This window comes from Pannonibacter sp. SL95 (assembly GCF_026672425.1).
GTDB lineage: Bacteria > Pseudomonadota > Alphaproteobacteria > Rhizobiales > Stappiaceae > Pannonibacter.
Map to the genome: position 1 here is coordinate 720,652 of NZ_JAPPRC010000003.1, position 24,390 is coordinate 745,041.

A 24,390-nucleotide genomic window follows, 5' to 3' on the forward strand; every position below is an offset into this window, starting at 1 on the left:
CTTTTTCTGCAGTTAGAGGTGAAGGGGTCAGGGTACAAGGGTGGCAGTTGAAAGCGCGCCTGCCGATGAGGCGCGAAAGCCGCGCGGCGGGGATGCCGCGCGGCTCTCCCGTCCTGATTACTTGCGCGGGATCAGCTTGCTGACTTCCGTCGCCATGTCGGCGAGGACGACTTCCGGCGTTGCCTTCTGCTCGACGATGCGGGCGAGGTTGTCGACCATCACCTGGGTCACGCGCACCGAGTTCTGGCCCGGGAAGGCGTACCACGGCTGCATCAGGTGGACCTGCTTGGTCGCGGCCTGGAACAGCGGGTTCTGGGCATAGAACTCACCCAGATACTGCGGGTCGTCGATGGCGATCTGGTTGCACGGCACGTAGCCGGTGTTCTTTGCCATCAGAGCGGTGCCCTCTGCCGAGGTCGCGAACTTGATGAACTTGAACGCGGCTTCCTGCTTGGCGGCATCCTTGGTCGTGATCATGGCACCGGCGCCGCCGGTCGGCAGGCGGCCCTTGACCGGGTCGATGACCGGCAGGGTGGTGGTGCGCATCTCGAAGTTGGTGCCAACCGAGTTGGCGATCGAGCGGACCTGGGCGGTGGTGCGGAACATCATGCCGAGCTGGCCGGCGGCAAAGGCCTGCAGGTCAGCGGTGCCGGCGTAGTTCGGCATGCCGCCTTCCTTGACGAAGCGGTCCAGCAGCGTCAGGGCGGCAAGGCCTTCCGGACCATTGAAGGCGACTTCGGTCTCGGCCTCGTTCAGCATGCGGCCGCCATGGCCGTACAGCAGGGCGGAGAACATCCAGTCATCGCCCGGCCAGCGGAAGAACATGCCATCGACGCCATTACCAAGGGCGCGGATCTTCTGGGCGTTCTCGATCACGCCGTCCCAGGTGGTCGGGAAGGCGTCCGGGTTGAGGCCAGCCTTCTTGAACAGGTCAACGTTGTAATAGCTGATCGGGTTCGAGGTGGCGAAGGCGAGGCCGCACTGGATGCCGCCGTGGAAGCCGAGGCCGAGGATCGGCTTGGAATAGCCGAACTCGGCCGGATCACCGAGCTGAGCCAGCATCGGGGCAAGGTCGACGGCAATGCCGCGCTCGGCGAACATGCGCAGACGGTTCAGGCCCTGGAACGACACGTCTGGCATGTTGCCGGTGGTGGCGTTGCGCAGCAGCAGCTGGGCGCCGTCTTCATAGGTCGGCGTCGGGTTGACGTAGGTGACCTTCACTTCCGGGTGCTTGGCCGAGAAGGCGGCGAGAACCGCGTCCTGTGCCGGCTGGAAGATCGCCGGCATGGAGTAATGCGCGGAGATTTCCGTGACATTGGCACGGGCAATGGCCGGCATGAAGAGGCCTGCGGACGCACCGCCCAGGAGGGCGAGCGTGTGACGGCGCGTGATGTTCATCTCGATGCTCATGGTTCACGTCCTTGGGAAAAGGACCGGCCTAGCCTTTCAGACCGGTCATGGTGATGCCCTCGATGAAGCGTCGCTGGGCAAACAGGAAGGCGATGACGAGCGGGGCGGTGACGAGCAGGGCGGCGGCCATCAGCGCGCCGTAGTCCTCGCCGGCCTCGACACTGCGGAAGGCGAGGATGCCCATGGCCGGGGTGTAGAGGTCGCCCTTCTGCACCACCACCAGCGGCCAGAACAGGTCGTTCCAGTGCGCCACCACGGAGAAGATTGCGAAGGCGGTGGCAGCTGGCCAGGCGTTGGGCAGGATCACGCGCCAGACGATGGAGAACTCGCCCATGCCGTCGATCCGCGCCGCGTTGATGAGGTCATCAGGCAGCGCGCGGAAGAACTGGCGGAACAGGAAGATCGCAAATACCGAACAGACGAACGGGGCGATCAGGGCCGTGTAAGTGTCGAGAAGGCCCGTGGTGGCAAAGCCGATGTAGAGCGGTAGCGCCGTCGTCTGGTAGGGCACCAGAAGGCCCAGCATGACGAAGCCGAAAACGATGTCGCGGCCGGGGAAATTCAGCTTGGCCAGCGCATAGGCGGCCGGCACGGCAAACAGGATCTGGAACACCAGGATGCCGAAGCAGACGATCAGGCCGTTGAGGATGTAGGTGCCGACCGGCACCCGCTCCAGCACCTTGCCGTAATTCTCGATCAGGGCCAGCTCGGACGGGATGAGATCCAGCGAGGCGGCAAAGACCTCGCTCTGCGGCTTCATCGACACCGAGATCATCCAGAGATAGGGTGCCAGCGCGATGAAGGCGGCCAGCCCCAGCAGCGCCAGGCGCGGCAGGTCTGCGGTCAGGGACCGCGTTGCGTTCGGTTCAGCCATAATGCACCCGCCGGTCGATGAGCCGCGTCTGGACCAGCATCAGCGCCAGCACGATGGCGAGGAACACCAGCGTCACGGCGGCCGAATAGCCGAAGCGGAAATAGTGGAAGGCTTCCTGATAGATCGTGCGCAGCAGCACCTCGGACGCGTTGTTCGGTCCGCCCTGCGTCAGGGTCTGCACCGTGTCGAACACGCGGATCGCCCGGGTCATGGTGATAATGAGCACGAACAGCAGCGTCGGCCCCAGCATCGGCCAGGTCACCAGCCAGAACTTCGACCAGCCGCTGCGCACGCCGTCGATTTCGGCGGCAGCATAGAGGTCGCGCGGGATCGCCGTCAGCCCGGCCAGGAACAGCACAAGGTTGAAGCCGACGTTCTCCCAGACGCCGATGAAGCCCAGCGACACGAGCACCCATTCTGACGCACCCAGCCAGTTGGGCGTGCCGAGCCCGAGATCGCGCAGCACCGCGTTCAGCGGTCCGATTGAGGGATGCAGCAGATACTGCCATGCCGTGGCCATGGCCACCGTCAGCGACACGACCGGCAGGAAGAACACGGCCCGGAAGAAGGCCCGCCCGCGCGCGCCGGCCTCGATCAGCACGGCCAGCAGCAGCGCGATGCCGATCGACAGCGGCACCACGAACAGCGAGTAGACGAGCGTGTTGCGGATCGAGGCGCCGAAGGTCCGGTCGCCCAGCATCTCGGCGAAGTTGTCGAGACCGATGAAGCGGAAGCCAGGGGCGCCGAATTCATAGTCGGTGAAGGCCAGCGCCAGAACAGCAACGAGCGGCAAGAGGATCATCAGCACATAGGTGACGATGGCCGGCAGCATCAGCATCCATGCAACGAGGATGGTGCCGAAGCCGCGCGTCTGCCGCGCGGCAACATCCCTGCGCGGTACGGCCGGGCCGGAGGTCAGCGCAAGGTCAGCCATTCACTGCCTCCCGGTTAACCGGCGTGGTGTCGACGTCATCCGAGGGCGCGCAGGCGAGGCGCTCGTTGGTGGTCGCAAACAGCATCGCCCGGTCCAGCCGCAGCGCCAGCCGCACCGGCTGGCCGAGGCCGAGATGCGCCCGGTCCGACGGCGCGACGCGGGCGACCACCAGCTCGCCGCCGCCAAGCCTTGCATGCAGCAGGACGCTTTCGCCTAGGAATTCAACGTGTTCGACGGTTCCGGCAAGTCCCTGCGCCCCGAGCGTCAGATCTTCCGGGCGGATGGTGAGGACAACGGGCCCGCGCGCCGGCGACACCAGCCCGACCGGCTGGCCCTGTACCTCGACGACGCCGGATGCGGTCACGTCAGCTGAAATCTGGTTGATCGCTGGCGAACCAATGAAGCGCGCAACACGCAGATCAACCGGATTTGCGTAAATTTCTTCCGGTGTTGCCACCTGCAGCAGCTCGCCCTGCATCATCACCGCGATGCGGTCCGACATGGTCATGGCTTCGGACTGGTCATGGGTGACATAGACCGTCGAGGCCCCGACACGGCGATGCAGCGCGACGATCTCGGTCCTTGTGGTCACGCGCAGCGCCGCGTCCAGGTTCGACAGCGGCTCGTCCATCAGGAAGGCGCTAGGCTTGCGCACGATGGCGCGGCCGAGGGCGACGCGCTGACGCTGGCCGCCGGAGAGCTGCGCCGGCTTGCGGTCCATCAGCCCGTCGATGGCCAGCAGCTCCGCCGCGCGGGTGACGTCCGTCTGGATGTCTGCCCGCTTGGTCTTGGCCGAGGGCAGGATGTAGCCGGCAAAGGGCAGGCGCTCAGCTGTCGTCAGACGGCGCATCACCAGCGGTACGGCCATGTTCTGGCGCACGGTCAGGTGCGGATAGAGCGCGTAATTCTGGAACACCATCGCCACGTCGCGGTCGGCCGCGCGCAGACGGGTCACCTGCCGCGCGCTGATCGAGACCTCGCCGGATGTGACGGTCTCCAGCCCGGCGATGCTCCGCATCAAGGTGGTCTTGCCGCAGCCCGATGGGCCGACCAGCGACACGAATTCCCCCTCGGCAACGCTCAAGGAGACCCCGCGCAGGACCTTCGTGTCCCCGAAGGACTTCGTAACATTCTCGACAACGATCCCGGCCATGGCCCCGCTTCCCCGCGTTTAGACGCGGGGTCTTCATACGGAGCTTCAATGACGGGCGTGCATCGCGATTGTTGCGAAACGATGAAGGTGAGGGGAGGATTGAACCCTGTGGTTTCAAGCGTCGATGGCTGCCATCTATCGCACGTGTTCGCGCCATTCCGATGGGCTGCAGTCGAAAAAGCGTCGGAACGCAGCGGCAAACTTGGCAGGGTTTGCGTATCCCACGGCTAGCGCGACGTCCATGATAGTGCTGTTGGACCGCAACAACGCCTTTGCATGTTCCATGCGCCGCAGGGTGATGTACTCGAACGGCGCGTGACCCGTGGTCTCCCGAAATGCACGCGTAAGGCCACGCATATCGCGTCCCAGCTCCAGTGCGACTTCTGTTACCTTGATGTTGCTTCCGATGCGGTCATTAATGAAATCAGTCGCTTTCTTCAGTTCCTCATTTGAGAGGGGCTTGACCGCCTTTGCAAGGGACGCGGGCCGCGCCCCGGCCAGCAATCTTTGTACGATCAGTTCGAGCCCGTGATCGAAAAAGGCGCTGGAGGAACCATGCACCTCCGCATCGCGCCACAGCGCGATCATGACTGCTTCGATGAGCGGATCTGAATGCAGCCGTGCGGCCGCCGGCAGAAGCGCCGCCAGGCCGTTTCGGTCTTCGACCATGGGTGCAACCCGTTGCGGCGCGATCGCAAGCCCAAGAACATGTGCCTTCGGTGAAAAGCCGTGTGCTGCTGTCTCAGGTAGCGCAATTGCGCAGGTTCCTTGCCGGAACATTCCTGCCGCCTTGCCCCAGTCCCCCTGTCTCAGGAAGCGTCCGCCGCCGCCTTTCATGCCGAGGGCCAGCATCACATGCGGGCCATGCTCGAACTCTCCCTCCATCGCATCCAGGACGGCTGTGGTCAGCACAACGGTGCCATCCCTGTCGGATACGAATGTGGACGGTTCGTTGGTTCGTTGGGCGATGCGGTGTTTGAGCTGACGGCGTTCTTCGCTCCAGTCTGTTTGTCGTAATCCGACCAAGGTCATCACCGAAGTTGTTTTGGGGAAAGCCTATTTTGGATTATCACGGACATAAGTGGAGTGGACAAGTCATATTTATCTCCGCCACACGTATGCCAACACAAGACAGGCAGGGAGCCTGGTCTGGCTGCTGGCGGAGAAGCGTGAAATGTACTCAAACTTGCGGAATGGTGTTTCGGTCTTTGCCGTCATGCTGGTGACAGCCGGTGCTGCCAGCGCACAGGACGACAACAAGCCGACCGAGCTCGAAACGATCCTGATCAGCGGCGAGCTGATCGAGCGGTCCTGGCTGAGGACCGGTACCAGCGTGCAGGTTTTCACGGCTGAGGAACTGGATAAGCGAGCCGGACTGAAGACAGCGCGTGATGTTCTTGAACAGTCGACTAACACCATGGTGCCGGCTGGGGCTGCCAAGGCGCCGACGATCCGAGGTATTGATGGCACTGGCCCCGCTGAAAACGCGAATGCCTTCTTTGCCGGCAGCCGGGCGCGTCTTGGCCTGCGCATCGACGGTCGTCCGGCAAGCTATAATGAAATCGTCTTTGGCAACTCCACGCTCTGGGATGTGGAGCGGGTCGAACTGCTGCGCGGGCCGCAAAGCACCCTGGTTGGCCGCAATGCCATTGCCGGCACCCTGGCGATCACCTCCAAGGATCCAACCTTTGACTTCGGCGGCGATTTCCAGACAGCCCTCGGCAATTACGAAGGACGGCGGCTCTCGGGAATGATCAACGTTCCCGTCATCCAGGATCGCGTGGCCTTGCGCTTCGCCGGGGACTGGCTGACCCGCGAATCCGCAGTGACCTACAAGGGCTATCCAGGTGCCGACAACCCTGGAGACATCGCTGCCATGAACCTTCGCGGCAAGATGCTGGTAAAGCCGGAGCTCGGCCTCAATTCGACCTTGCGGATTACGGCCACGCACAACAGCTACAAGGGGCCGAACGGGGAAATCATCATCCAGCCCTTCGACGATCGTGTGTCCAACTATCTCGAACAGCCGGTTCACATCCCGGTCACGACCAGTCTGGGCAGCCAGTTCGAGATTGATCTCACCGACAACTGGCGGATTGAACTGGACGCATTCTACACGGACTTCGAGTTCAGGCGTAAGACGGCGCCGGGCGGCTCGAAGGCCGGTATCGACACCAAGGAGTTCACGGTCGAGCCGCGTGTCCGGTACAGAGCCGACAACGGTTTTGAACTCTTGTTGGGCAACCATTTTTACCGGGCGCGGCAGGATGAATACATCCAGTTCATATCGCGGCAGTCCTTCAAGGATTCCGTCGATACCTATGCGGTTTATGGCGAGGGCCTGATGCCGCTTGGCGAGGCTTTCAGTGTTTCTCTTGGAGCCCGCTACGAGATGGAGAAGCACAGCCGCTTTGGCGGTGATGGCGCAGGAGCGATTGCTTCCATCAACAGCGACCGGACCTTTGACGCCTTTCTGCCGAAACTGGATCTGAACTGGCATCCCAGCGACGATCAGAGTTACGGCCTGCAGGTTTCCCGCGGTTACAACGCCGGCGGCGGCGGGATCGCCTTCGGGTTCCCCAAGCCGTTCCCGATTGTTCCCTATGAGTATGATTCAGAATACGCCTGGACTTACGAACTCTACGGCCGCCAGGAGTTGCTGGACGGTAGGCTGAAGCTGAACCAGAACCTGTTCTATTCCAGCTACACGGACATGCAGCTGCCCTTCGATCTCACCCCGCTGGAGTCGCGCGATGAGCTCTTTGTGGTGCGCAATGCCGATGAGGTCGTGACATATGGTGCGGAACTCGGCGCCGAGTTCCAGCTGACGGACACATTGAACCTGTTTGGCGGCATCGGCATCCTGCATACCGATATCAGCAAGTATCCGGGGTCCGGCGTCGAGGGCAACAAGCTGTTTGGTGCCCCGAACCTGACGGCCAACGCCGGCATCAACTGGCAGAAGGACGGCTGGAGCGCCAGCCTCGTGACCCGGTACACGGATGCCTACTTCACCGACATCAACAACCGGCCGCGCGGCAAGACCAATCCCTATTTCGTCGCGGACGCCCAGCTTGGCTATGACTTCGGCAATGTCCGCTTGTTCAGCGAGGTAAAGAACATCTTCGATACCAAGCAGCCGGTCGCGCTCTATCCCGGCAAGACATCGGCAGCCGACACCGCGGTCCTCAACCAGCCCCGAACCTTCCAGGTCGGCATGGGCATCAAGTTCTGAGGATGACGGTGTCGAACCTGCGATCTGATGAAAGTTGCTGGCCGCTGGCTATCCTCGTGCTCGAGGGCGAACAGTCCCTCGAGCAGCATCTGGAGCTTCTGGCCATCTGGGACAGGTGGTTCGCCCGAGGCGAGCGCTTCGTCTCGTTGCGCCTCTATCTGGATTCGTCCTCGCTTGACCATGTGCCGGGAACCGCACGGGCGACCAAGGCATGGATGAAGGATGGCGCAGATGCACGTATTCGGGAAACCGTTTCGGCGATGGTCATGGTGACCCCGCCGGAGCGCTATGACGCCATGAAGCACCTCAGCGTCGAGGCGGTGTTCGGCGTGCCCGGCTCGATCTGTGCAAGCGCTGATGACGCGTTTGACTGGATCGCCCTGTCGGCCGGGCTTGAGCCCACCAAGGTCGAGGCCGCACGGACGCTTGTCCTGTCGCGCTATTGCCTTCCGGCATAGGGACTGTTGCATCCAGCCGGACGGGACGTGTCCCGGTCCGGCCTCTGCCTAGATCCGTTGTTGGCCCTTCACGGCTCCAGGCCGGCGCAGCGGGCGGTGTTGCGGATGTGGGTTTCCATTTCCCGGCGAGCTGCGGTTGCATCGCCAGCCCGAAGGGCCGCGATGATGCGCCTGTGCTCGGCAATGGATTCGCGCATGCGTTCCGGGTCGGTGATCGGGATCGGCTGGCGCTGTGTTTCGGTGATCTGCTGGCGCACATTCTGGTAAAGCGCCCGCAGCATCGTGTTGCTGCAGGCCGAGACGATGATGCCGTGGAAGGCGAGATCCGCCTCCACGTTGGCCAGAAGATCCTGGCGCGCCCAGCAGTCCTCCATCTGGCGCGTCGCCTCTTCCATCTGCTCCAGCTGCGTCTGGGCCACACGCCCTGCGGCCAGCGCCGCGATCTGGCCTTCCAGCATCAGCCGGGTCTGGAATACCTCGAACACCGAGTAGCTGTCGGAATAGCGCCAGGGGGCCATGGCACCGCTGACACCGCCGCCAGGCCCTGCCACAAAGGTGCCACGCCCCGGTTCGGTCTTGATCAGCCCGAGCGTTTCCAGTGTCAGCAAGGCTTCGCGCAGGGAGGCGCGGCTGATGCCGAACTTCTGCGAGAACTCCCGCTGCGAGGGGATCTTCTCGCCCGGCTTCAGCACGCCGGTCTGGATCATCGTCTGGATCTCGCGCGCCACTGACTGCGGCAGCAGGGTCTTGATGAGCATTCCGACGTGTCCTCCCTGCATCGGCCGCATGGGGCGTGCGAGCCCTTGGGCGATGCCTTCCGTTATTTGCACGATCTGTCTTGCGAAGGCAAAGCGTCCGTGCTTTTCTGGCCTAACTGGTCTGACCAGTTAGGCCATGATCTGTCATGGTCCAATGAAAAAGCAAGGGGAACACAATGAAGCTTCTGAAAATTGCAAGGTCGTCCCCCGCCGGCGGCCTGATGGCGGCGGCTGCCCTGTTCACGGGCGCTGCCAGCGCTGCCGACCTCACCGTCGGCGCCAACATCGGCAACGTGCCGTGGGAATTCCAGGATGCCAGCGGCAAGACCGTCGGCTTCGAGGTCGATCTCGTCACCGAGATCGCCAAGCGGATGGGCAAGTCGGTCGAATTCGTCAACATCCCCTTCAACGGCCTGTTCTCGGCCGTGCAGTCGGGGCGCATCAACATGGCGGTCTCCTCGATCACCATCACCAACAAGCGGCTGGAGTCGGTCACCTTCGCCCAGCCCTACTATGACAGCGACCAGTCGCTCACCGTCACCGCTGCCAGCGGCATCACCGGCCTGTCCGGCATGTCCGGCAAGGTCGTCGGCGTCGATACCGGCTCGACTGGCGACATGTGGGTCGGCGAGAACGGCGCCAAGTACAAGATCGGCGAGACGCGCCGCTTCGAGGGCCTGTCGCCGGCCATGCTCGATCTCGTTGCCGGCCGCATCGACGGCTACATCAGCGACATCCCGGCGCTGCTCTACTACGTCAAGGACAAGCCGGAGCTGAAGGTCGTGGAGCGCATCACCACCGGCGAGAAATACTCGATCATGTTCAACAAGGACGATCCGCTCGCCAAGGAAGTGAACGCCGTCATCACCGAACTGAAGAAGGAAGGCTACATCGCCAAGCTGCATGAGACCTGGTTTGGCGCTCCGGCCGATGCCTCCACATCGACCGTCACCGTCATGGACATGCCGGCGCTGAAGTAAGCCCGTCGCCGGGCCTTTCTCCCCGACCGGCGCGGCACGGGCTGCGCCGGCCCTTTCAGCCGGTGAGATCCATGAACCTTCTCAATACCTTCTTCAATGTACCGGTGCTGCTGGCCAGCCTGCCACAGCTGCTGTTCGGCCTGCTCGTGACGCTGCAGATCGGCGTGACGAGCATCCTCGCCGGTCTTGTCGGTGGTCTGGCGCTGGCGCTCTTGCGCCTTTATGGGGCGCGCCCCGTCCGCGTCGCCACCCGCATCTACATCGACATCTTCCGCTCGATCCCGCTGCTCGTCCTGCTCATTGTCGTTTATTATGCCTTGCCCTTCGTCGGCATCCGGCTGTCGCCCTTCGTCTCGGCCGTTGCGGCCCTGTCGCTGGTCTCGGCCGCCTACACCGCCGAGATCTTCCGGGCCGGCATCGAGGCCATTCCGCATGGCCAGTTCGAGGCAGCTCAAGCGCTCGGCCTGTCGCCGCGCCACATGATGGTGGACGTGATCCTGCCGCAGGCGATCCGCATCGTCATTCCCCCGCTCACCAACAACTGCATCAACGTGATGAAGGACACCGCGCTGGCCTCCGTCGTGGCCATGCCGGACCTTCTGAAACAGGCGACGCAGGCCCAGGCCTTGTCCGCCAATCCAACGCCGCTGATCGGGGCGGCGATCATCTACGTCGCGCTGCTGTGGCCCATGGTGGCCGCGGTCGGGCGGCTGGAGCAGCGTTTTGCCAAGGGGAGGCGCTGATGTCCGCGCTCATCGAGATCGCCAACCTGCGCAAGGCCTATGGCAGCTTCACCGTTCTGCATGGCATCGACCTTGCCATCGAGGAAGGGGAGGTGGTCTGCATCATCGGTCCGTCCGGCTCCGGCAAGTCGACACTCATCCGCTGCATCAACCATCTGGAGCCCTTCGACCGCGACAGCCGGATCCTCGTCGATGGCATTCCCGTCGCGCCGGGCAGGGGCCTTGCCGCCGTGCGGGCGGAAGTCGGCATGGTGTTCCAGTCGTTCAACCTGTTCCCGCACATGAGCGTGCTGCGCAACGTGATGCTGGCGCCGATGCGGGTCCGCGGCCTCTCTGCTGACGCCGCCGCGCGGCGCGGCCTGGAGCTTCTGGCCCGTGTCGGCATCGATGAGCAGGCGGACAAGTATCCCGGCCAGCTCTCCGGCGGCCAGCAGCAGCGCGTCGCCATCGCCCGTGCGCTGGCCATGGAACCGAAGGCACTGCTTTTCGACGAACCCACCTCCGCGCTCGATCCCGAGATGGTCGGCGAGGTGCTGGACGTCATGAAGCAGCTCGCGGCCAGTGGCGTCACCATGGTCGTCGTCACGCACGAAATGGGCTTTGCCCGGCAGGTGGCCGACCGTGTCCTGTTCATGGATGGCGGCCGCATCGTCGAGGCCGGGCCCCCTGCACAGATCTTTGACGCGCCACGCGAGGAACGCACACGTGCCTTCTTGCGGGCCGTGCTCAATCACTGAAAACTGCCCTTGAGAAAAAAATCTGGAGGAACCGGAATGCCCTCTCCCATCGCCCTGGACGTGGATCATGTCCGCAGCCAGTTCCCCGGCCTGTCGCGCGGCTGGACCTTCTTCGACAATGCCGGTGGTTCGCAGATCTGCGCCCCGGCGCTGGCGCGGATCAACACCTTCCTGACCGAGAAGAACGTCCAGATCGGCGGCACTTACGAGGTTTCGCTTGCCGCGGCTTCGGCCATGCTGGAAGCCCGCACCGCAGCGATGCATCTGGTCAACGCCCGCCGGCCGGAAGAGATCGTGTTTGGCGCCTCCACGACGCAGCTCTTGCAGAACCTTGCCAGGGCGATGCAGGGCCAGCTCCAGCCCGGCGACGAGATCATCGTTACCGTCAGCGACCACGAATCCAACATCGGCCCCTGGGACCGGCTGCAGGCTGCCGGCGTCGTCGTGCGGTTCTGGCCGCTCAACAAGGACACGTTCACGCTGGACCTTGCCGATCTCGCGCCTCTGATGAGCGCGCGCACGAAGATGGTCTGCGTCACCCACGTGTCCAACATCCTCGGCCACATCAATCCGGTGCGCGAGATCGCCGACTTCGTCCACGCGCGCGGCGCGCTGCTCTGCGTCGACGCGGTTGCCTATGCGCCGCACCGGCTGGTCGACGTGCAGGCCCTCGATGCCGACTACTACGTCTTCAGCCTCTACAAGACCTACGGCCCGCATTACGCCATGATGTATGGCCGCTACGAGCTGCTCGAAGGGCTCGACACGCTCTATCACTACTTCTACGCCAAGGACAAAGTGCCGGTGAAGCTGGAGCCGGGCAACGCCTGCTATGAACTCGCCTATTCGGTCTGCGGCATCGTTGATTACCTCAGCGAGGTCGGCCGCCGCGCCGGGGCAAGCGGCGACACGCGCAGCCTGATCACGGCCGCCTTTGCCGCCATCACTGCGCAGGAGAATGCGCTCACCGACCGGCTTCTCGCCTGGCTCGGCGCGCGCAACGACTGCCGCATCATCGGCAAGCGCTCCAATGCCGACGGCACCCGCATCCCGACCATTGCCTTCCGCTTCGACGGTCGCGATTCCGGCGAGGTCTGCCGCGCCATGGACCACGAGAAAGTCGCCATCCGCCACGGCGACTTCCACTCCCGCCGTCTTGCCGAATATCTTGGCGAGACCGGGGAGGGCGGCATGGTTCGTGTCTCCATGGTCCATTACAACAGGCTCGAGGAGGTCGATCACCTCACCGCCGCCTTCGAGCGCATCCTCGGTCATTCCGTCGCCTCGAGCGCTGCCTGACGGTCTGGGTTCTGTTCGCCTGCACCCTTGTCGTCATCAACTCTGTTGTTGTGCGTTTTGCCTGATCCTTGCGTTCAGGATGACGATGATCTTTCGCATGAGGGCGGCGATTGCGAGGATTGGCTTCTTCCCGTTGTTGATAAGCCTTTGATAGACCTCCTTTAATGGCCCGTTTGCGCGGCTTGCGGACAAGGCGGCCATGAAGAGGGCCGGCTTGACGGTGGAGCGTCCGCCGTGCATCCGGCGATATCCCTTGAGGGTTCCGCTGTCCTTGGGATGAGGGGCGACCCCGGCGAGGCTTGCGGCCTGGCGCCGGTCCATCGTTCCCAGTTCCGGCATGGTTGCGGCGAGGGTGATGGCGGTGCGCTTGCCCACGCCCGGCAGGGAGCAGCAGACCTCGATCCGGCGGGCGAGCTGCGGCGAGGCGTCGACGAGCGCCTCGATGGCGGCGTCGATGGCCTCGATCTCGTGCAGGATCGCCCGCAGGATGACCTGGCAGGAGCGGCGGATGATCGCGATGCCAGGTCCCTCTCCGGGGATCTTTGAGCGGTTCTGCTCGGCCACCTTGAGGGCGAGAAGCTCCTGACGGCGGGCATTGAGGCTGGCGAGTGTGCTCTGGGTCTCATCGGCCTGCGTGAACAGGGCGAGTGTCTTCCAGCGCTCCTCGCCATAGCGGGCCAGAGCCTGGGCATCGATGGCGTCTGTCTTGGCAAGACGGCCGAAGGACCGGCTGAATGCCTTGACCTTAACGGTATCGGCCCGGTGGCAGGCAAGGCCTGCTGCCGTCAGTTCGCCCACCAGCAGGCGCTCGTGGCCGCCGGTCGGCTCCAACACGCACAGGCAGTCGGCCGACAGGCCTGTCAGCGCCTTGCGGATGCTGGCGGAGCGGTTGGGGAAGGTCGTGACACGGCCGGTGGCGGTGTCGAAGGCGGTGATGCTGTCCTTGGCGACATCGAAGCCGCAGACATGGGCGGGAGGCTGCTGCAGGGCGGGCATGGCCGTGCTATCCTTGACGTGCTTCGGATTGTTTGCGGGCGTGGGTGTCAGCCAGAGGCCCAATCAACTCTCCAAGCGGGAAAAGGGAAGCGTCAGGGAGCCATGATGACAGCGGGTGAAAACCCGACCCCGGGACGGTCGCCTGACGCTGAAGCTGCGGGTTAAGGGTCGCAGCTTCCCCTTTACCCTAGCACCTCGGACAACAAACAATCCCGGGCGCAGCGCAGCGGAGACCCGGGACCGGAGGGTCACGGCGCCAGATCGTTCGTAGGCCGGACAACAGATACCTTGCCTCTCCGGTCCCGGCTCGCGCTTGCGCTTGGCCGGGATGACGGAGAGTTGTTCGAGCAAACAGACCGGCGGCGGCGCTGCCGGTCCTGATCCTTACCCTTCTCGCCGGAGACCCCGCATGAGCCTTGGCGCCCAGACCTTCGACACCATCATCGCCAACGGCACCGTCGTCACCGCCAGCGACACCATGCGCTGCGATGTCGGCATTCGCGGCGGGCGCATCGTCGCTCTTGCCGAGGGCCTGGCTGAAGGCGCGGACAGCGCGGTCGAGATCATCGACGCCACCGGACGGCTGGTGCTGCCGGGCGGCATCGACAGTCATGTCCATCTCGACCAGCCCTCCGGCGAGGGCATCGTCATGGCCGATGACTTCGAGAGTGGCACCCGCTCCGCGGCCTTCGGCGGCAACACCACCGTGCTCACCTTCTGCATGCAGGAAAAGGGCAAGGGCCTGCGCCAGTCGCTGAAGGACTATCACGCCAAGGCCGAAGGCAAGTGCCACATCGACGTCGGCTTCCATCTCGTCGTCACCGAGCCCACCGCCGACGTGCTGGGTCAGGAAATGCCGGCGCTGGTCGAGGACGGCTACACCTCGATCAAGGTCTTCATGACCTACGAGGGCCTGCGCCTGCGCGATGACGAGATCCTGGCAACGCTGGACGCGGCGCGCGGTTGCGGCGCTCTGGTCATGGTCCACTGCGAGAACGAGGACGCGATCCGCTATCTCATCGGCCGGCACGAGGCCGCCGGCGAAACCGCGCCGAAGTTCCATGCCTCCAGCCGCCCGGCCGCCGCCGAACGGGAAGCCACCCACCGTGCCCTGTCGCTGGCCGAGATCGTCGACGTGCCGATCGTCATCGTCCATGTCTCCAACCGAGAGGCGATGGAGGAGATCGAGCGGGCGCGTCAGCGCGGCAGCAAGGTCGCCGGCGAGACCTGCCCGCAGTACCTGTTCCTGACCGCCGATGACCTCGATCTTGCCGGCATGGACGGCGCCAAATACGTCTGCTCGCCGCCGCCGCGCGACAAGGCCAGCCAGGATGCCTGCTGGGACGGGCTGGAGCGCGGCGTCTTCGACCTCTTCTCGTCCGACCATTGCCCGTTCCGCTTCGAGGACGACCAGGGCAAGCTCAACGAGAAAGGCAAGCGCAGCTTCCGCTGGATCCCGAACGGCATTCCGGGTGTCGAAACGCGCCTGCCGCTGCTCTTCTCCGAAGGCGTCGGCAAGGGTCGCATCGACATCAACCGCTTCGTGGCGCTCACCTCCACCAATCACGCCAAGCTGTACGGGCTCTATCCGCGCAAGGGCACCATCGCGATCGGGGCTGATGCCGACATCGCCATCTGGGATCCGGCCCGCGAGGTGGTCATCGACAATGACATCCTCCACCACGGCGCCGACTACACCCCCTTCGCCGGCATCAAGGTCACCGGCTGGCCGGTCGAGGTCATGGTCCGCGGTGAGCTTGTCGTCTCCGACGGTCAGCTCGTTGGACAGGCCCAAGGCCAGTACCTCGCCCGGGACCGCTCGGCACTGGTGCGCTAGTCCGGGTCTCTACCTTCAGGGGTAAGGCGGCCAGGCAGGGTGTCATAGAACGCGGAGAGGGCAGGGCGGGCGTCGGACAAACTGGCGGCCTCCCGTTCGACGTCATCCCGAAGCCCGGCAAAGAAGGCCCGCATGAGCCGGCTGTGCGCTGCCAGGATGGCAGGATCTTCGTTCCGCACCACCGTTGCGACCGGGACACGCTGGCTCTTGCCCTTGACCTCTGCCAGATCGATGTCGAGCGCATCTAGGCCCTCCGGCAGCCGTGCGGCTGCCTGGGGGCCGATCAGCAACGGTACGTCATAGCTTTTTGTCAGCCCTTCGAGCCGCGATGCGAGATTCACCGTGTCACCGAGCACGGAATAATCGTAGCGGTGGCTCGACCCGAAATTGCCGACAAAGCACATGCCGGTTTCGATGCCGACCCCGATACGGATTTCCAGCGGATCGGATCCTGCTCCCGTTTCGACCGCAAGTTCCGTGTTCAGCCGGGCGATCGCTGCGACCATCTCCAGCCCGGCGGTCACCGCATTGGCCACGTGATCCGCATCATCGAGCGGCGCATTCCAGAAGGCCATCACCGCATCGCCCATGTACTTGTCGATCGTGCCGCCGCGCGCCAGGATAATCTGTGTCAGCGGATCGAGGATGCGGTTGATGAGCAGGGTCAGCCGTTCGGGCTCGTCCTGCATGGTCTCAGCAATCGAGGTAAAGCCCCGGACGTCGGAGAAGAGCACGGTGATCATCCGCCGCTCGCCGCCAAGTCGCAGCTGCGCCGGGTCTCGCGCCAGCCGCTCCACCAGTACTGGCGACAAATAGCGGGAGAACGCTCGCGTAACCTCCTGACGAAGCCTGCGTTCTGCAATGAAGTCGCGCGTGAACTGGATAAGCCCCGTGCTCAGGATCACAAGGCTTGGTGCCAGCGGCGACACGGAAACGCGGCCAAATCGAAGGGCGAAGTAGGCCGCGATCCCCCCGAACGCAAGACTCGCGGTCCCGGCGATCAGGGTGCGCCAGCTGGTGGCGCGCCAGACGAGCGTCGCAGCCAGCAATCCGGCGACAGCGCAAAGGATGAGGCCGGTCGCAGGTGTCGCAGGGCGGATGGTCAGCCCATGTGCAAGGTTGTCCGCAAGTGTCGCCTGGATTTCAACGCCCGGCACCAGCCGGCCGGTTGCAGGCGTCCACGACGTCGAATAGGCATCCGCTCCGCCGGCGTCTACGGTCGGGGCCGACTGCATCGACAACCCGACCAGCACGGTTTTGCCGGCCAGAAAGCCCTCTGGCAGGAAACGGGCCGGATCGAGGGCCTGATAGTAGGAAATTGTTGGGTAGGTCCTCGCAGGGCCGAACACCTGCATCAAACCGGGTTGAAGCGATGGCTGCGGCGTGCCGGCAGCCGCCAGAAGCTGCCGGGCAAAGCTGTCGTCATAGGGCGGAATGCGACGAAGGGTGCCATCACCATCAAGAACAACGGAGGACAGGCCGATACGCGCGCCGTTTTGCAGCAACTCCGGCAAGGGTTCCACACGGACAAGCGACGTTGCCTGCGGCGTTTCGATCAGGGTTTCGTCCGCTGCCAACACGACATCCGGGCCCATCGTGGCTGCCAGTGCCGCATCCGCGTCCGGGTCCGAGGGCTCTGCCATGATGATGTCGAGCCCGATCACCCGCGCGCCTGCCTTGCGCAACGATTTGACCAGCGCTGCATGAAGGTCTCGCGGCCAGGGCCAGCGTTGACCGATTTCTGCAAAGGACGGCTCGTCGATTGCGACGATGACAAAGGAAGTGTCTGGCTGTTGCGGTGGCTGCAGCGTTGACAGGTAGTCAAACAGGCGCGCATCAAGCAGTCGCCAGGCTGAACTCTGGGCGATCATTGCTGCCGCCAGGACGGACAAGAGAGCGACGACGATCACGCCAGTCTGGCGGTTGCGGTCCCGAGGTCGCAGCAACGGCTTGGCTGAGCCCGCCATCAGAACCGGACTTTCACGGTGCCGACAAAGGACCGTCCCCATCCTGCGACGCTGGGGGCGACCTCGAAGGTTTCGTCCAGCAAGTTGTAGGCGTTGGCCTCCAGGGCGATGCGCTTGTCGAAAGGCTGCCAGGACAGGGAGGCATCCAGCGTCCAGTAGGGATCTAGCGTGGTCCCGGCAGCATCTCCGGTGCGCTCGCCGATATAGGTTGCCGACACGGTCGCTTGAACATTGGTGGGATGCACAAAGGTCAGGCCGGCTCGCCCACTCCAGTCGGGAATGAAGGGCAGCTGCCCGCTTGCACCCGTTGTCGTGTTTCGGCTGAAGCTTCGGGCGCCAGTGGCGAAAAGGCCAAAGCCGTGTCCGAGATGCAGGTTTGCCGTTGCACTGACCCGGTCAACTTCGCCATCCCCAAGTCCATCGGCGGCGTCGAGTGGCACGATCGATCCAGGAACCGGGATCGACAGGTCGTGCAGCTTCTGGTGCTGATAGTCGATCGAGGTGAACATCCAGCTCGTCCATTCAGCATCCCAGCGCGCTGCAATCGTATCGGAATAGCCGCCGATATCGAGCGGGGTCTGGTTGGCCTGAAGGCCGACGATGCCGATGGGTGCAAGACTGCCCGCATCGGCGTGGAAGGTCTCGCGCAGATAGCCGGCACGCAGCCACTGTCCCTCGACTGGAGCCCAAGCCAGTCCGGCGCGGGGTTCAAAGCGACTGAACTGCAGGTCACCGGTCATGAAACTGGCGAAGGCGCCAGCCTCCAGCTTCAGGTTCGGCGAGACATCGTAGAGGACATCAGCATAGGCACGCGCAAACCGGACGCCGACATCACGCGTTTCGATGGTACGGGTCAGCGGTGAGAAGATCGTCGCGAACTGCGAGTCTTCGCGGCGGCTCTGATCGAGCTGCCCCGCCTCAAGGCCACTGCGCAAGGTTACTGCACCGATCCCCCAGGTATGGTTCAGTGCTGCCGTGTAGGAGCGCATGGTCGTGCTGGCATCCAGCGTGCGCGCGCCGATCGGGAACGGCGTCGCGAAAAGCGCTGCAACCTCCGAGCTCTTCAGGTTCTGGTCCGAAGCGAATGCGGCGACGTTCATCGTGTTGCGATATCCCAGATCGCGGCTCCAGCCGAGGCCGCCGACGGCGCCGCGTCCTTTCAACGTCCGGTCGTAAGCCGCAAGATCGAAGGAGAGAGCCGGGTCACTGAACCGGGTGATCGCATTGGCGAAAGCCTCCCGCGAGTGGTTCGTGCTGGCATAGGCCACCAGCCTGTCAGACGGGGTAGGCCGGGCCGTCAGGTAGGTCAGGCTGTTGATGGACCTGTTGTCGAGCTTGAAGGTCGCTGAGGTTATCGCGCCGCCCGGGTCGGAGAAGCGTCGCGGCTCCTCCGATTCCATGCCCTTGATCTGGGTGAAAAGGCTGACTGGAATGGGCGTGTCAGAATAGGCCTGCACTTCTCCCGTACCTGTCCAGCCTTCAGAGCCACTCATCAGACCGCCGGTCACCGCGCCTTCGAGGAACGGCCGCCGGAACAGGTTGGCACTGGGCGACCGGCCGGACAGCATCTCGGGTGAGAACATAAGCCCCTGAAACAAGGCGGGAAACCCGGAGCGGTTGGTGCTCGGATCCACCTGATCCGAGCCGTAGTCGATGTCGGCCGCAAACGGATTGGGGCTGGCGGACAGCACCTGATCGACGATCGCCCCGCCGGAGAACGGATCGAAGACCACATCGCCGTAGTAGCGACCCCAGGCGTTCAATCCTTGCAGGCGAAAGGCGCTGTTGAGCAGTGACCCGGCCTCGGGGCTGGCGCTGGGCGCCGCAAAACGCCCGCCGCGCGCCTTGAACCGCCGCAAGGCTTCCTGCGCGTGCCGGATGGCGGCATCGCTGTCATGGGCGTCGATTGCAATGGTTGCGGCGGCGACAGCTGTTACCGGATCATTCGGGTCGAGCCGCTCGCTGTTTTCAAGTGCCTGGGCCGCAGGCTCACGCTGGCCCGCCTCGTAATAGCTTCCAGCCAGAAGCAACAGACCTTGGGCATAGCCCGGGTTGGCCGTTGTGCCGGCCAGCAGATCCTGGATGCCGCCCTCCAGATCGCCGGTCTGCAGTTTGTATCGGCCACGCGCGACGAGGGCGACGTCGAACGACGGGTCCGCGTTGAGAGCAGCATCGATCTCGGCCTTGGCCTCGGCGGTCCGGTCCTGTTCAAGATAGAGAAAGGCAAGATTGGCTCGCGACACCGGATCTGCGGGATCGAGTGCAATGGCTTTCAGCAGGGCTGCCTCGGCCCGCTGGTTTGCATCGCGCGCACCTTCCACCAGCCCCAGAAGATTCCATGCGGTGGTTGAGCCGGGGGTCAGTTCGGTGGCCCTCGTAAGGTCCGCCAAGGCTCCGTCAATGTCGCTCTTGATGGCAAACCGATAGTTGGCGCGGGCCTCCAGCGCGAGACCATCGTCCGGATCGAGCGCCAATGCCTTGTTGATCGCTTCCTCGATCTGCCCCCGGTCATTCAGCAGCAAGGCCAGATGCGCGCGCGCTGCCGGCAGCAGGGGCGACTGCGGATACCGTGCTTCGCCGTCGCGCAGCACTGCGATTGCGGCCGGGACGTCCTCCAGAAAGCCCGTCGCCCAGGCCCTTGCCAGCACGGCCTGAGGTCCACCTGTCCCGCGCGGAACAGCTTCGACGCGGCCGCGATCGGCCAGTGCCCTCGCGAAATAGGCACCGAAGGTCGCTGCAGCCCTCCGGTCCGCGTCGAGATGTGGCGCTGCGCGTTGCAGCAGCGTTGCTGCTGTCGTGTGGTCGCCTTCACCTGCAAGGATCAGCCCTTCGACAAGATCCCTGCGCGCCTGGTCGCGTCGGCTCAGCCGCTGCCCGGCGATGCTCGCGAGCTCATCTCTCGCCGCCGCACGACCGCGCGTTGAGAGCGCGATCTCGGCCGCCAGCAACCGGTCCTCGGTCGTCGTCGGCGGCGTCTTCTCCAGCCTCGCGCGGGCCGCACGCAGCTCCGGCCCTGCGAGCGGCGTCGGGCGCAACAGGTTGAACCCGTTGCGCAGCGAAAGATGGAACAGCATCTGTTCGCGGTCATCGGGAGAGACAATCACAATCTTGGTCGGAGCAGAGCCGATCGAGGCCGCGGCCGCTTCGCCGGCACGCACCTGTACCGATCCCTGTCCGTTGAAGAAGTTGATCTCCCCCTCAAGGACGATGATCGAGGTCCGCCCACTCGCATCGACGCTCATGGTCCAGTCGGTGCCACGGATTGCCGCGGATGCCGCCGGGGCGTCCACGGTCAGCCCTTGTCCGCCGCGCTCGGCGCGCGTCCAGATCGTCCCTGCCTTGAGGTCCAGTTTGGTGTCGGCCGCAGCTCCGACAGCCTTCACTTCCAGGACGGTGTTCCGGCCGATGCGCATCTGGGTCCGGTCGGCGAAGAGAACAGCCAGCTGACCCTGTGCGTTGGTCCGAAGCACATCGCCCGGCAACAGATCCTGCGAAACGTCGACAGACCGCCAGGACGGCACCTCGATGAAACGGGCCTCTTCACCGGTCTTGCGGGCGATCACCGTCCCGGCCACGGGTGTCGGACGTTTCAAGACATCCGCCTGCACCGGGCCAAGGGCGAGCATGCCGGATGCCAGCACTGTTGCCGTCGCAAGTGCAACACATGTCGGTCGATTCGCCATCCGACTGCCGCCCGTCCCCTAGAGTTAATTTGTCTTACGAATCCGTCTGGATACCTGTCAAGCGAAGCTGCCGTCGCGTCGGCAGGGTGTGTCGGATCTGATGTCAGGCGTTGTGGTTCGGCAACGTTTCGATGCGTTTGTCTCTCGTACAAACTGCGCCTTGCAAGCGCCCCCTTTTCTCTCCGCATGTTTGCCTGTTGAATGCCGCAGCCGCACAGCTGTTCGCTTGCGGCAGGGAAAAAGACGGCGCGCTGGCATCTGCCGCCGCGCCAGTGCCAGAGGCATCATGACGACATCCGCAGACGTAATCGGCGGCGTGCCCGCCGGGCGTATCGAGGCAATCCGCCAGCGCGAGGCGGAGGTGTTTGCGGCCCGGCGGCCGAAGACCATCGCAGCCCTCGCCTCGGGGGCCGAGGCCTTCCTTGGCGGCGTGCCGATGCTGTGGATGCGCGATTGGCCGCAGCCGTTCCCGATGCTGGTTTCCGAGGCGCGAGGCGCGCTGATCACCGACATCGACGGCAACACGCTCGACGACTTCTGCCTTGGCGACACCGGCTCGATGTTCGGCCATTCGCCCGCGCCGGTGGCCGAGGCCATCGCGGCGCAGGCGGCGCGGGGTCTCACCTACATGCTGCCGACGCCGGATGCGCTGGAGGTCGGCCGGCTCCTGCGCGAGATGTTCGGTCCCTTCGTCTGGCAGATCGCCACCACCGCCTCGGATGCCAACCGCTTTGCCCTGCGCGCGGCCCGCGCCGTCACGGGCAAGCCGAAGATCCTGTTCTTCGCCGCCTGCTACCATGGTGCGGTCGATGACGCGATGGTGCGCGAGGTGGACGGCAAGACTGTCGCCCGCCCCGGGCTGGTCGGCCAGGTGGTGGATCTCGGCGTGACGTCCCGCGTTGCCGAGTTCAACGATCTCGCCGGGGTGGAAGCGGCCCTGGCGCATGGGGATGTGGCGGCCGTCATCACCGAGCCGGTGATGACCAATTCCTGCATGGTGCTGCCCGATCCGGGTTTCCACGTGGGGCTCAGGGCGCTCACCCGCAAGCATGGTGCGCTGCTCATCATCGACGAGACGCACACCGTCTCTTCCGGCCTTGGCGGCTACACGCGCACGCACGGGCTGGAGCCTGATCTTTTCGTCCTCGGCAAGCCGGTGGCCGGTGGCCTGCCGGCCGCCGTCTGGGGCATGAGCGAGGCGGTCGCCGCGCGCTACCGCGCCTATGACGCGGCGCGGCCGGCCGGCTTCTCGGGCATCGGCACGACGCTCTCGGCCAATCCGCTGCAGTTCGCGGCCATGCGGGCGACCCTGTCCGAGGTGATGACCGCCGCGAACTACGCCCACATGGAGGCTGGTGCCGCGCGGCTGGCGAGCGGTCTGGCCGATGCGATCCAGCGCCATGGTGCGCCCTGGCATGTGGTGCGGGTCGGCGCGCGGGTGGAGTTCATCTGCCAGGAAACGCCGCTGCGCAATGGCAGCGAGAGTTACACCGCGCACAAGCCGGCGCTGGAACAGGCGCTGCATTCGGCCTTGGTCAATCGCGGCTGCCTGATTGCGCCGTTCCACAACATGATGCTGGTCAGCCCGGCGACCACCGATGCGCAGATCGACCGGCTCGTTGCCGCGTTTGATGCGATCACGGCAGAGATGATGGCATGACCACCACCACGCATTCTCACCATGCCCCGTCCTCTCATGGCGCGTCCCCGTCCGGCGCGACGCTGGCCGAGGTCGAGTCCTTTCTCTTTGCCCATCCGGAGATCGAAGCCTTCGATCTGGTATTGACCGATTGCAACGGTGTCGGCCGGGGCAAGATTATCCGCCGGCACGAGCTGCTGCCGATCTACAAGTCCGGCCGGCACCTGCCGGTCTCCATTCTCGGTCTCGACATTTGCGGCGAGGACGTGGACGAGACCGGTCTCGTCTGGGACCAGGGCGACGGCGACATGCGCGCCTGGCCCGTTCCCGGCAGTCTGGTTGCCCTTGCCGGCACCAATCCGCCGCGCGGCGAGGTGCTGCTGTCGCTCTACACGCTCGACGGCAAGCCGATGACCTCCGATCCCCGTCACGCGCTGGCGGCCCAGGTCGAGGCGCTGGCGGCTGAAGGGCTGCATCCGGCCGGGGCCTTCGAGCTGGAATTCTTCCTGCTCGCGCGCGAGCGCGGGCCAGATGGCAAGGTCCAGCCGGCGGCGGCCGTGCTGGATGGGCGGCCAGCCAGCGCCACGGAGGTCTATTCCGTCGATGCCCTGATCGGCATGGAGCCGCTGTTTGCCGAGATCTATGCCGCTGCGGCCAAGGCCGGCATCAAGGCGGAGACGGTCATCTCCGAATATGCGCCGGGGCAGTATGAGCTGACCCTGCATTACCGCACCGACGTGCTGAAGGCGGCCGATGACCTGATCCGGCTGAAGCGCATCGTTCGCCTGGCGGCCCGGCGGCATGGCATCATTGCCTGTTTCATGGCCAAGCCCTTCGGCGACAAGGCCGGATCAGGCATGCATTTCCATGTCTCGCTGGCGGACGGGCAGGGCCGCAATGTCTTCGCCGAGGCCAGCGAGGGCGCATGGAGCGAGCGGCTGCTGCATGCCATCGGCGGCCTGCGCGCCACCATGGCCGATGCGATGCTGGTGTTTGCGCCCCATGCCAACAGCTGGCGCCGCTTCTCCAGCCAGTCCTATGCGCCGGTTTCCACCAGCTGGGGCGTCAACAACCGCTCGGTTGCCCTGCGCGTGCCGGCGGGCGCGGCGTCCGCCCGGCGCATCGAGCATCGGCCCTCCGGCGTTGATGCCAATCCCTATCTCGTTGCCACCGTCGTGCTGGCCGGCATCCGCCATGGCTTGCGCAACCAGATCGACCCGGGGCCAGAAACCACAGGCAACGGCTATGACACCGTGTCCTCGACGGTGCACAGTTCCTCTGCCGCCATGCCGCGCGACTGGCGTTCGGCCATCGAGGCGGCCAAGGCCTCGCCCTTCCTGCGCGAGGCTCTGGGCGATGATCTGCATCGCACCTTCACCGCCATCAAGTCGGCGGAGTACGCGCGCGTTGCCCGCACAATCCCCGACATCGACTACGAGCTCTATCTCGAGCGCGTCTGACAGACGGGAATCTCTAAGCCGCATAACGGAAGCGCAGGTGCACAGCCTGCGCTTTTCAGTTGAGCGTCCGACCCTTCCTGCACCCCGGAATTGGTGGATTCCGGGGTGTCTTCATGCAGATATGCAATAAATTTCAGCGCATGATATTTTTTCAGAATATTGTTGATCTGATTTTTCCGTCGACCTAGTTTGGCCTTGCGAATTTTCTTGCGGGGTTGGAAATATAT

At 64.4% G+C, this 24,390-nt stretch carries 18 protein-coding genes; 9 read left to right on the forward strand and 9 right to left on the reverse strand.

All coding sequences use genetic code 11. From position 1 onward, the window contains the following. Nucleotides 1-117 precede the first annotated feature (117 nt). The 5 genes from OVA12_RS03835 to OVA12_RS03855 form a co-directional block, all read right to left on the reverse strand. Entirely contained in the window at nucleotides 118-1,398 is a 1,281-nt protein-coding gene (locus OVA12_RS03835; protein ID WP_442793845.1) for an ABC transporter substrate-binding protein, read from the reverse strand. Between the two features lie 40 nt (nucleotides 1,399-1,438). Beyond that, nucleotides 1,439-2,284 (reverse strand): carbohydrate ABC transporter permease, encoded by an 846-nt coding sequence (locus OVA12_RS03840; RefSeq protein ID WP_268134652.1) that lies wholly within the window; start codon nucleotides 2,282-2,284, stop codon nucleotides 1,439-1,441. Next, the gene (locus tag OVA12_RS03845; protein ID WP_268134654.1) at nucleotides 2,277-3,218 is read right to left on the reverse strand and encodes a carbohydrate ABC transporter permease; all 942 of its coding nucleotides are present in this window, start codon (nucleotides 3,216-3,218) and stop codon (nucleotides 2,277-2,279) included. Before OVA12_RS03845 ends, OVA12_RS03840 begins: the two co-directional genes overlap by 8 nt. Continuing rightward, nucleotides 3,211-4,371, reverse strand: coding sequence for an ABC transporter ATP-binding protein (locus OVA12_RS03850; RefSeq protein ID WP_268134656.1), 1,161 nt, complete (start codon nucleotides 4,369-4,371; stop codon nucleotides 3,211-3,213). The genes OVA12_RS03845 and OVA12_RS03850 overlap by 8 nt, the downstream gene beginning before the upstream one ends. Before the next feature lie 135 nt (nucleotides 4,372-4,506). Then, the gene (locus tag OVA12_RS03855) at nucleotides 4,507-5,403 is read right to left on the reverse strand and encodes a helix-turn-helix transcriptional regulator (protein ID WP_268136997.1); all 897 of its coding nucleotides are present in this window, start codon (nucleotides 5,401-5,403) and stop codon (nucleotides 4,507-4,509) included. A gap of 142 nt (nucleotides 5,404-5,545) precedes the next feature. Between OVA12_RS03855 and OVA12_RS03860 the strand changes: the two genes are divergently transcribed. Together OVA12_RS03860 and OVA12_RS03865 are read left to right on the forward strand one after the other, a co-directional pair. Continuing rightward, nucleotides 5,546-7,606: a TonB-dependent receptor gene (locus tag OVA12_RS03860; RefSeq protein WP_268134658.1), complete on the forward strand. Its 2,061-nt coding sequence runs from the start codon at nucleotides 5,546-5,548 to the stop codon at nucleotides 7,604-7,606. Nucleotides 7,607-7,614: 8 nt separating this feature from the next. Beyond that, nucleotides 7,615-8,064: a hypothetical protein gene (locus OVA12_RS03865; protein WP_268134660.1), complete on the forward strand. Its 450-nt coding sequence runs from the start codon at nucleotides 7,615-7,617 to the stop codon at nucleotides 8,062-8,064. Nucleotides 8,065-8,132: 68 nt separating this feature from the next. Here OVA12_RS03865 and OVA12_RS03870 read toward each other — a convergent pair whose 3' ends face one another. After that, the gene (locus tag OVA12_RS03870) at nucleotides 8,133-8,822 is read right to left on the reverse strand and encodes a FadR/GntR family transcriptional regulator (protein ID WP_268134662.1); all 690 of its coding nucleotides are present in this window, start codon (nucleotides 8,820-8,822) and stop codon (nucleotides 8,133-8,135) included. A gap of 221 nt (nucleotides 8,823-9,043) precedes the next feature. Here OVA12_RS03870 and OVA12_RS03875 point away from each other — a divergent pair, with 221 nt between their 5' ends. The 4 genes from OVA12_RS03875 (at nucleotide 9,044) to OVA12_RS03890 (ending at nucleotide 12,581) form a co-directional block, all read left to right on the forward strand. Continuing rightward, nucleotides 9,044-9,802, forward strand: a complete 759-nt coding sequence (locus OVA12_RS03875) for an ABC transporter substrate-binding protein (RefSeq protein WP_442793846.1) — start codon at nucleotides 9,044-9,046, stop codon at nucleotides 9,800-9,802. Nucleotides 9,803-9,873: 71 nt separating this feature from the next. After that, nucleotides 9,874-10,545: an amino acid ABC transporter permease gene (locus tag OVA12_RS03880; protein ID WP_268134666.1), complete on the forward strand. Its 672-nt coding sequence runs from the start codon at nucleotides 9,874-9,876 to the stop codon at nucleotides 10,543-10,545. Then, nucleotides 10,545-11,282: an amino acid ABC transporter ATP-binding protein gene (locus tag OVA12_RS03885; RefSeq protein ID WP_268134668.1), complete on the forward strand. Its 738-nt coding sequence runs from the start codon at nucleotides 10,545-10,547 to the stop codon at nucleotides 11,280-11,282. Before OVA12_RS03880 ends, OVA12_RS03885 begins: the two co-directional genes overlap by 1 nt. Before the next feature lie 36 nt (nucleotides 11,283-11,318). Continuing rightward, nucleotides 11,319-12,581, forward strand: a complete 1,263-nt coding sequence (locus OVA12_RS03890) for a cysteine desulfurase-like protein (RefSeq protein WP_268134670.1) — start codon at nucleotides 11,319-11,321, stop codon at nucleotides 12,579-12,581. 36 nt (nucleotides 12,582-12,617) lie between these two features. Here OVA12_RS03890 and OVA12_RS03895 read toward each other — a convergent pair whose 3' ends face one another. Further along, nucleotides 12,618-13,577: an IS110 family transposase gene (locus OVA12_RS03895; protein ID WP_268134672.1), complete on the reverse strand. Its 960-nt coding sequence runs from the start codon at nucleotides 13,575-13,577 to the stop codon at nucleotides 12,618-12,620. A gap of 409 nt (nucleotides 13,578-13,986) precedes the next feature. Between OVA12_RS03895 and hydA the strand changes: the two genes are divergently transcribed. Further along, the gene (gene hydA, locus OVA12_RS03900) at nucleotides 13,987-15,414 is read left to right on the forward strand and encodes a dihydropyrimidinase (RefSeq protein ID WP_268134674.1); all 1,428 of its coding nucleotides are present in this window, start codon (nucleotides 13,987-13,989) and stop codon (nucleotides 15,412-15,414) included. On the opposite strand, the gene OVA12_RS03905 is transcribed toward hydA, so the two are convergent. Then, nucleotides 15,411-17,381 (reverse strand): CHASE2 domain-containing protein, encoded by a 1,971-nt coding sequence (locus OVA12_RS03905; protein ID WP_268134676.1) that lies wholly within the window; start codon nucleotides 17,379-17,381, stop codon nucleotides 15,411-15,413. The two genes, hydA and OVA12_RS03905, sit on opposite strands and share 4 nt — an antisense overlap. Next, a complete protein-coding gene (locus tag OVA12_RS03910) occupies nucleotides 17,381-21,064 on the reverse strand; it encodes a TonB-dependent receptor domain-containing protein (protein WP_268134678.1) in 3,684 nt (1,227 codons plus the stop codon). Before OVA12_RS03910 ends, OVA12_RS03905 begins: the two co-directional genes overlap by 1 nt. A 286-nt stretch (nucleotides 21,065-21,350) precedes the next feature. Here OVA12_RS03910 and OVA12_RS03915 point away from each other — a divergent pair, with 286 nt between their 5' ends. Both OVA12_RS03915 and OVA12_RS03920 read left to right on the forward strand, forming a co-directional pair. Next, a complete protein-coding gene (locus tag OVA12_RS03915) occupies nucleotides 21,351-22,724 on the forward strand; it encodes an aspartate aminotransferase family protein (RefSeq protein WP_268134680.1) in 1,374 nt (457 codons plus the stop codon). After that, nucleotides 22,721-24,163 (forward strand): glutamine synthetase family protein, encoded by a 1,443-nt coding sequence (locus tag OVA12_RS03920; RefSeq protein ID WP_268134682.1) that lies wholly within the window; start codon nucleotides 22,721-22,723, stop codon nucleotides 24,161-24,163. Before OVA12_RS03915 ends, OVA12_RS03920 begins: the two co-directional genes overlap by 4 nt. Nucleotides 24,164-24,390 lie beyond the last annotated feature (227 nt).

What these genes read in the sequence shown, in the direction of transcription:
- OVA12_RS03835 (WP_442793845.1), bottom strand. Translation starts at nt 1,398, where the DNA reads ATGAACATCACGCGCCGTCACACGCTCGCCCTCCTGGGCGGTGCGTCC.
- OVA12_RS03840 (WP_268134652.1), bottom strand. Translation starts at nt 2,284, where the DNA reads ATGGCTGAACCGAACGCAACGCGGTCCCTGACCGCAGACCTGCCGCGC.
- OVA12_RS03845 (WP_268134654.1), bottom strand. Translation starts at nt 3,218, where the DNA reads ATGGCTGACCTTGCGCTGACCTCCGGCCCGGCCGTACCGCGCAGGGAT.
- OVA12_RS03850 (WP_268134656.1), bottom strand. Translation starts at nt 4,371, where the DNA reads ATGGCCGGGATCGTTGTCGAGAATGTTACGAAGTCCTTCGGGGACACG.
- OVA12_RS03855 (WP_268136997.1), bottom strand. Translation starts at nt 5,403, where the DNA reads ATGACCTTGGTCGGATTACGACAAACAGACTGGAGCGAAGAACGCCGT.
- OVA12_RS03860 (WP_268134658.1), top strand. Translation starts at nt 5,546, where the DNA reads ATGTACTCAAACTTGCGGAATGGTGTTTCGGTCTTTGCCGTCATGCTG.
- OVA12_RS03870 (WP_268134662.1), bottom strand. Translation starts at nt 8,822, where the DNA reads ATGCTCATCAAGACCCTGCTGCCGCAGTCAGTGGCGCGCGAGATCCAG.
- OVA12_RS03875 (WP_442793846.1), top strand. Translation starts at nt 9,044, where the DNA reads ATGGCGGCGGCTGCCCTGTTCACGGGCGCTGCCAGCGCTGCCGACCTC.
- OVA12_RS03880 (WP_268134666.1), top strand. Translation starts at nt 9,874, where the DNA reads ATGAACCTTCTCAATACCTTCTTCAATGTACCGGTGCTGCTGGCCAGC.
- OVA12_RS03885 (WP_268134668.1), top strand. Translation starts at nt 10,545, where the DNA reads ATGTCCGCGCTCATCGAGATCGCCAACCTGCGCAAGGCCTATGGCAGC.
- OVA12_RS03890 (WP_268134670.1), top strand. Translation starts at nt 11,319, where the DNA reads ATGCCCTCTCCCATCGCCCTGGACGTGGATCATGTCCGCAGCCAGTTC.
- OVA12_RS03895 (WP_268134672.1), bottom strand. Translation starts at nt 13,577, where the DNA reads ATGCCCGCCCTGCAGCAGCCTCCCGCCCATGTCTGCGGCTTCGATGTC.
- hydA (WP_268134674.1), top strand. Translation starts at nt 13,987, where the DNA reads ATGAGCCTTGGCGCCCAGACCTTCGACACCATCATCGCCAACGGCACC.
- OVA12_RS03905 (WP_268134676.1), bottom strand. Translation starts at nt 17,381, where the DNA reads ATGGCGGGCTCAGCCAAGCCGTTGCTGCGACCTCGGGACCGCAACCGC.
- OVA12_RS03910 (WP_268134678.1), bottom strand. Translation starts at nt 21,064, where the DNA reads ATGGCGAATCGACCGACATGTGTTGCACTTGCGACGGCAACAGTGCTG.
- OVA12_RS03915 (WP_268134680.1), top strand. Translation starts at nt 21,351, where the DNA reads ATGACGACATCCGCAGACGTAATCGGCGGCGTGCCCGCCGGGCGTATC.
- OVA12_RS03920 (WP_268134682.1), top strand. Translation starts at nt 22,721, where the DNA reads ATGACCACCACCACGCATTCTCACCATGCCCCGTCCTCTCATGGCGCG.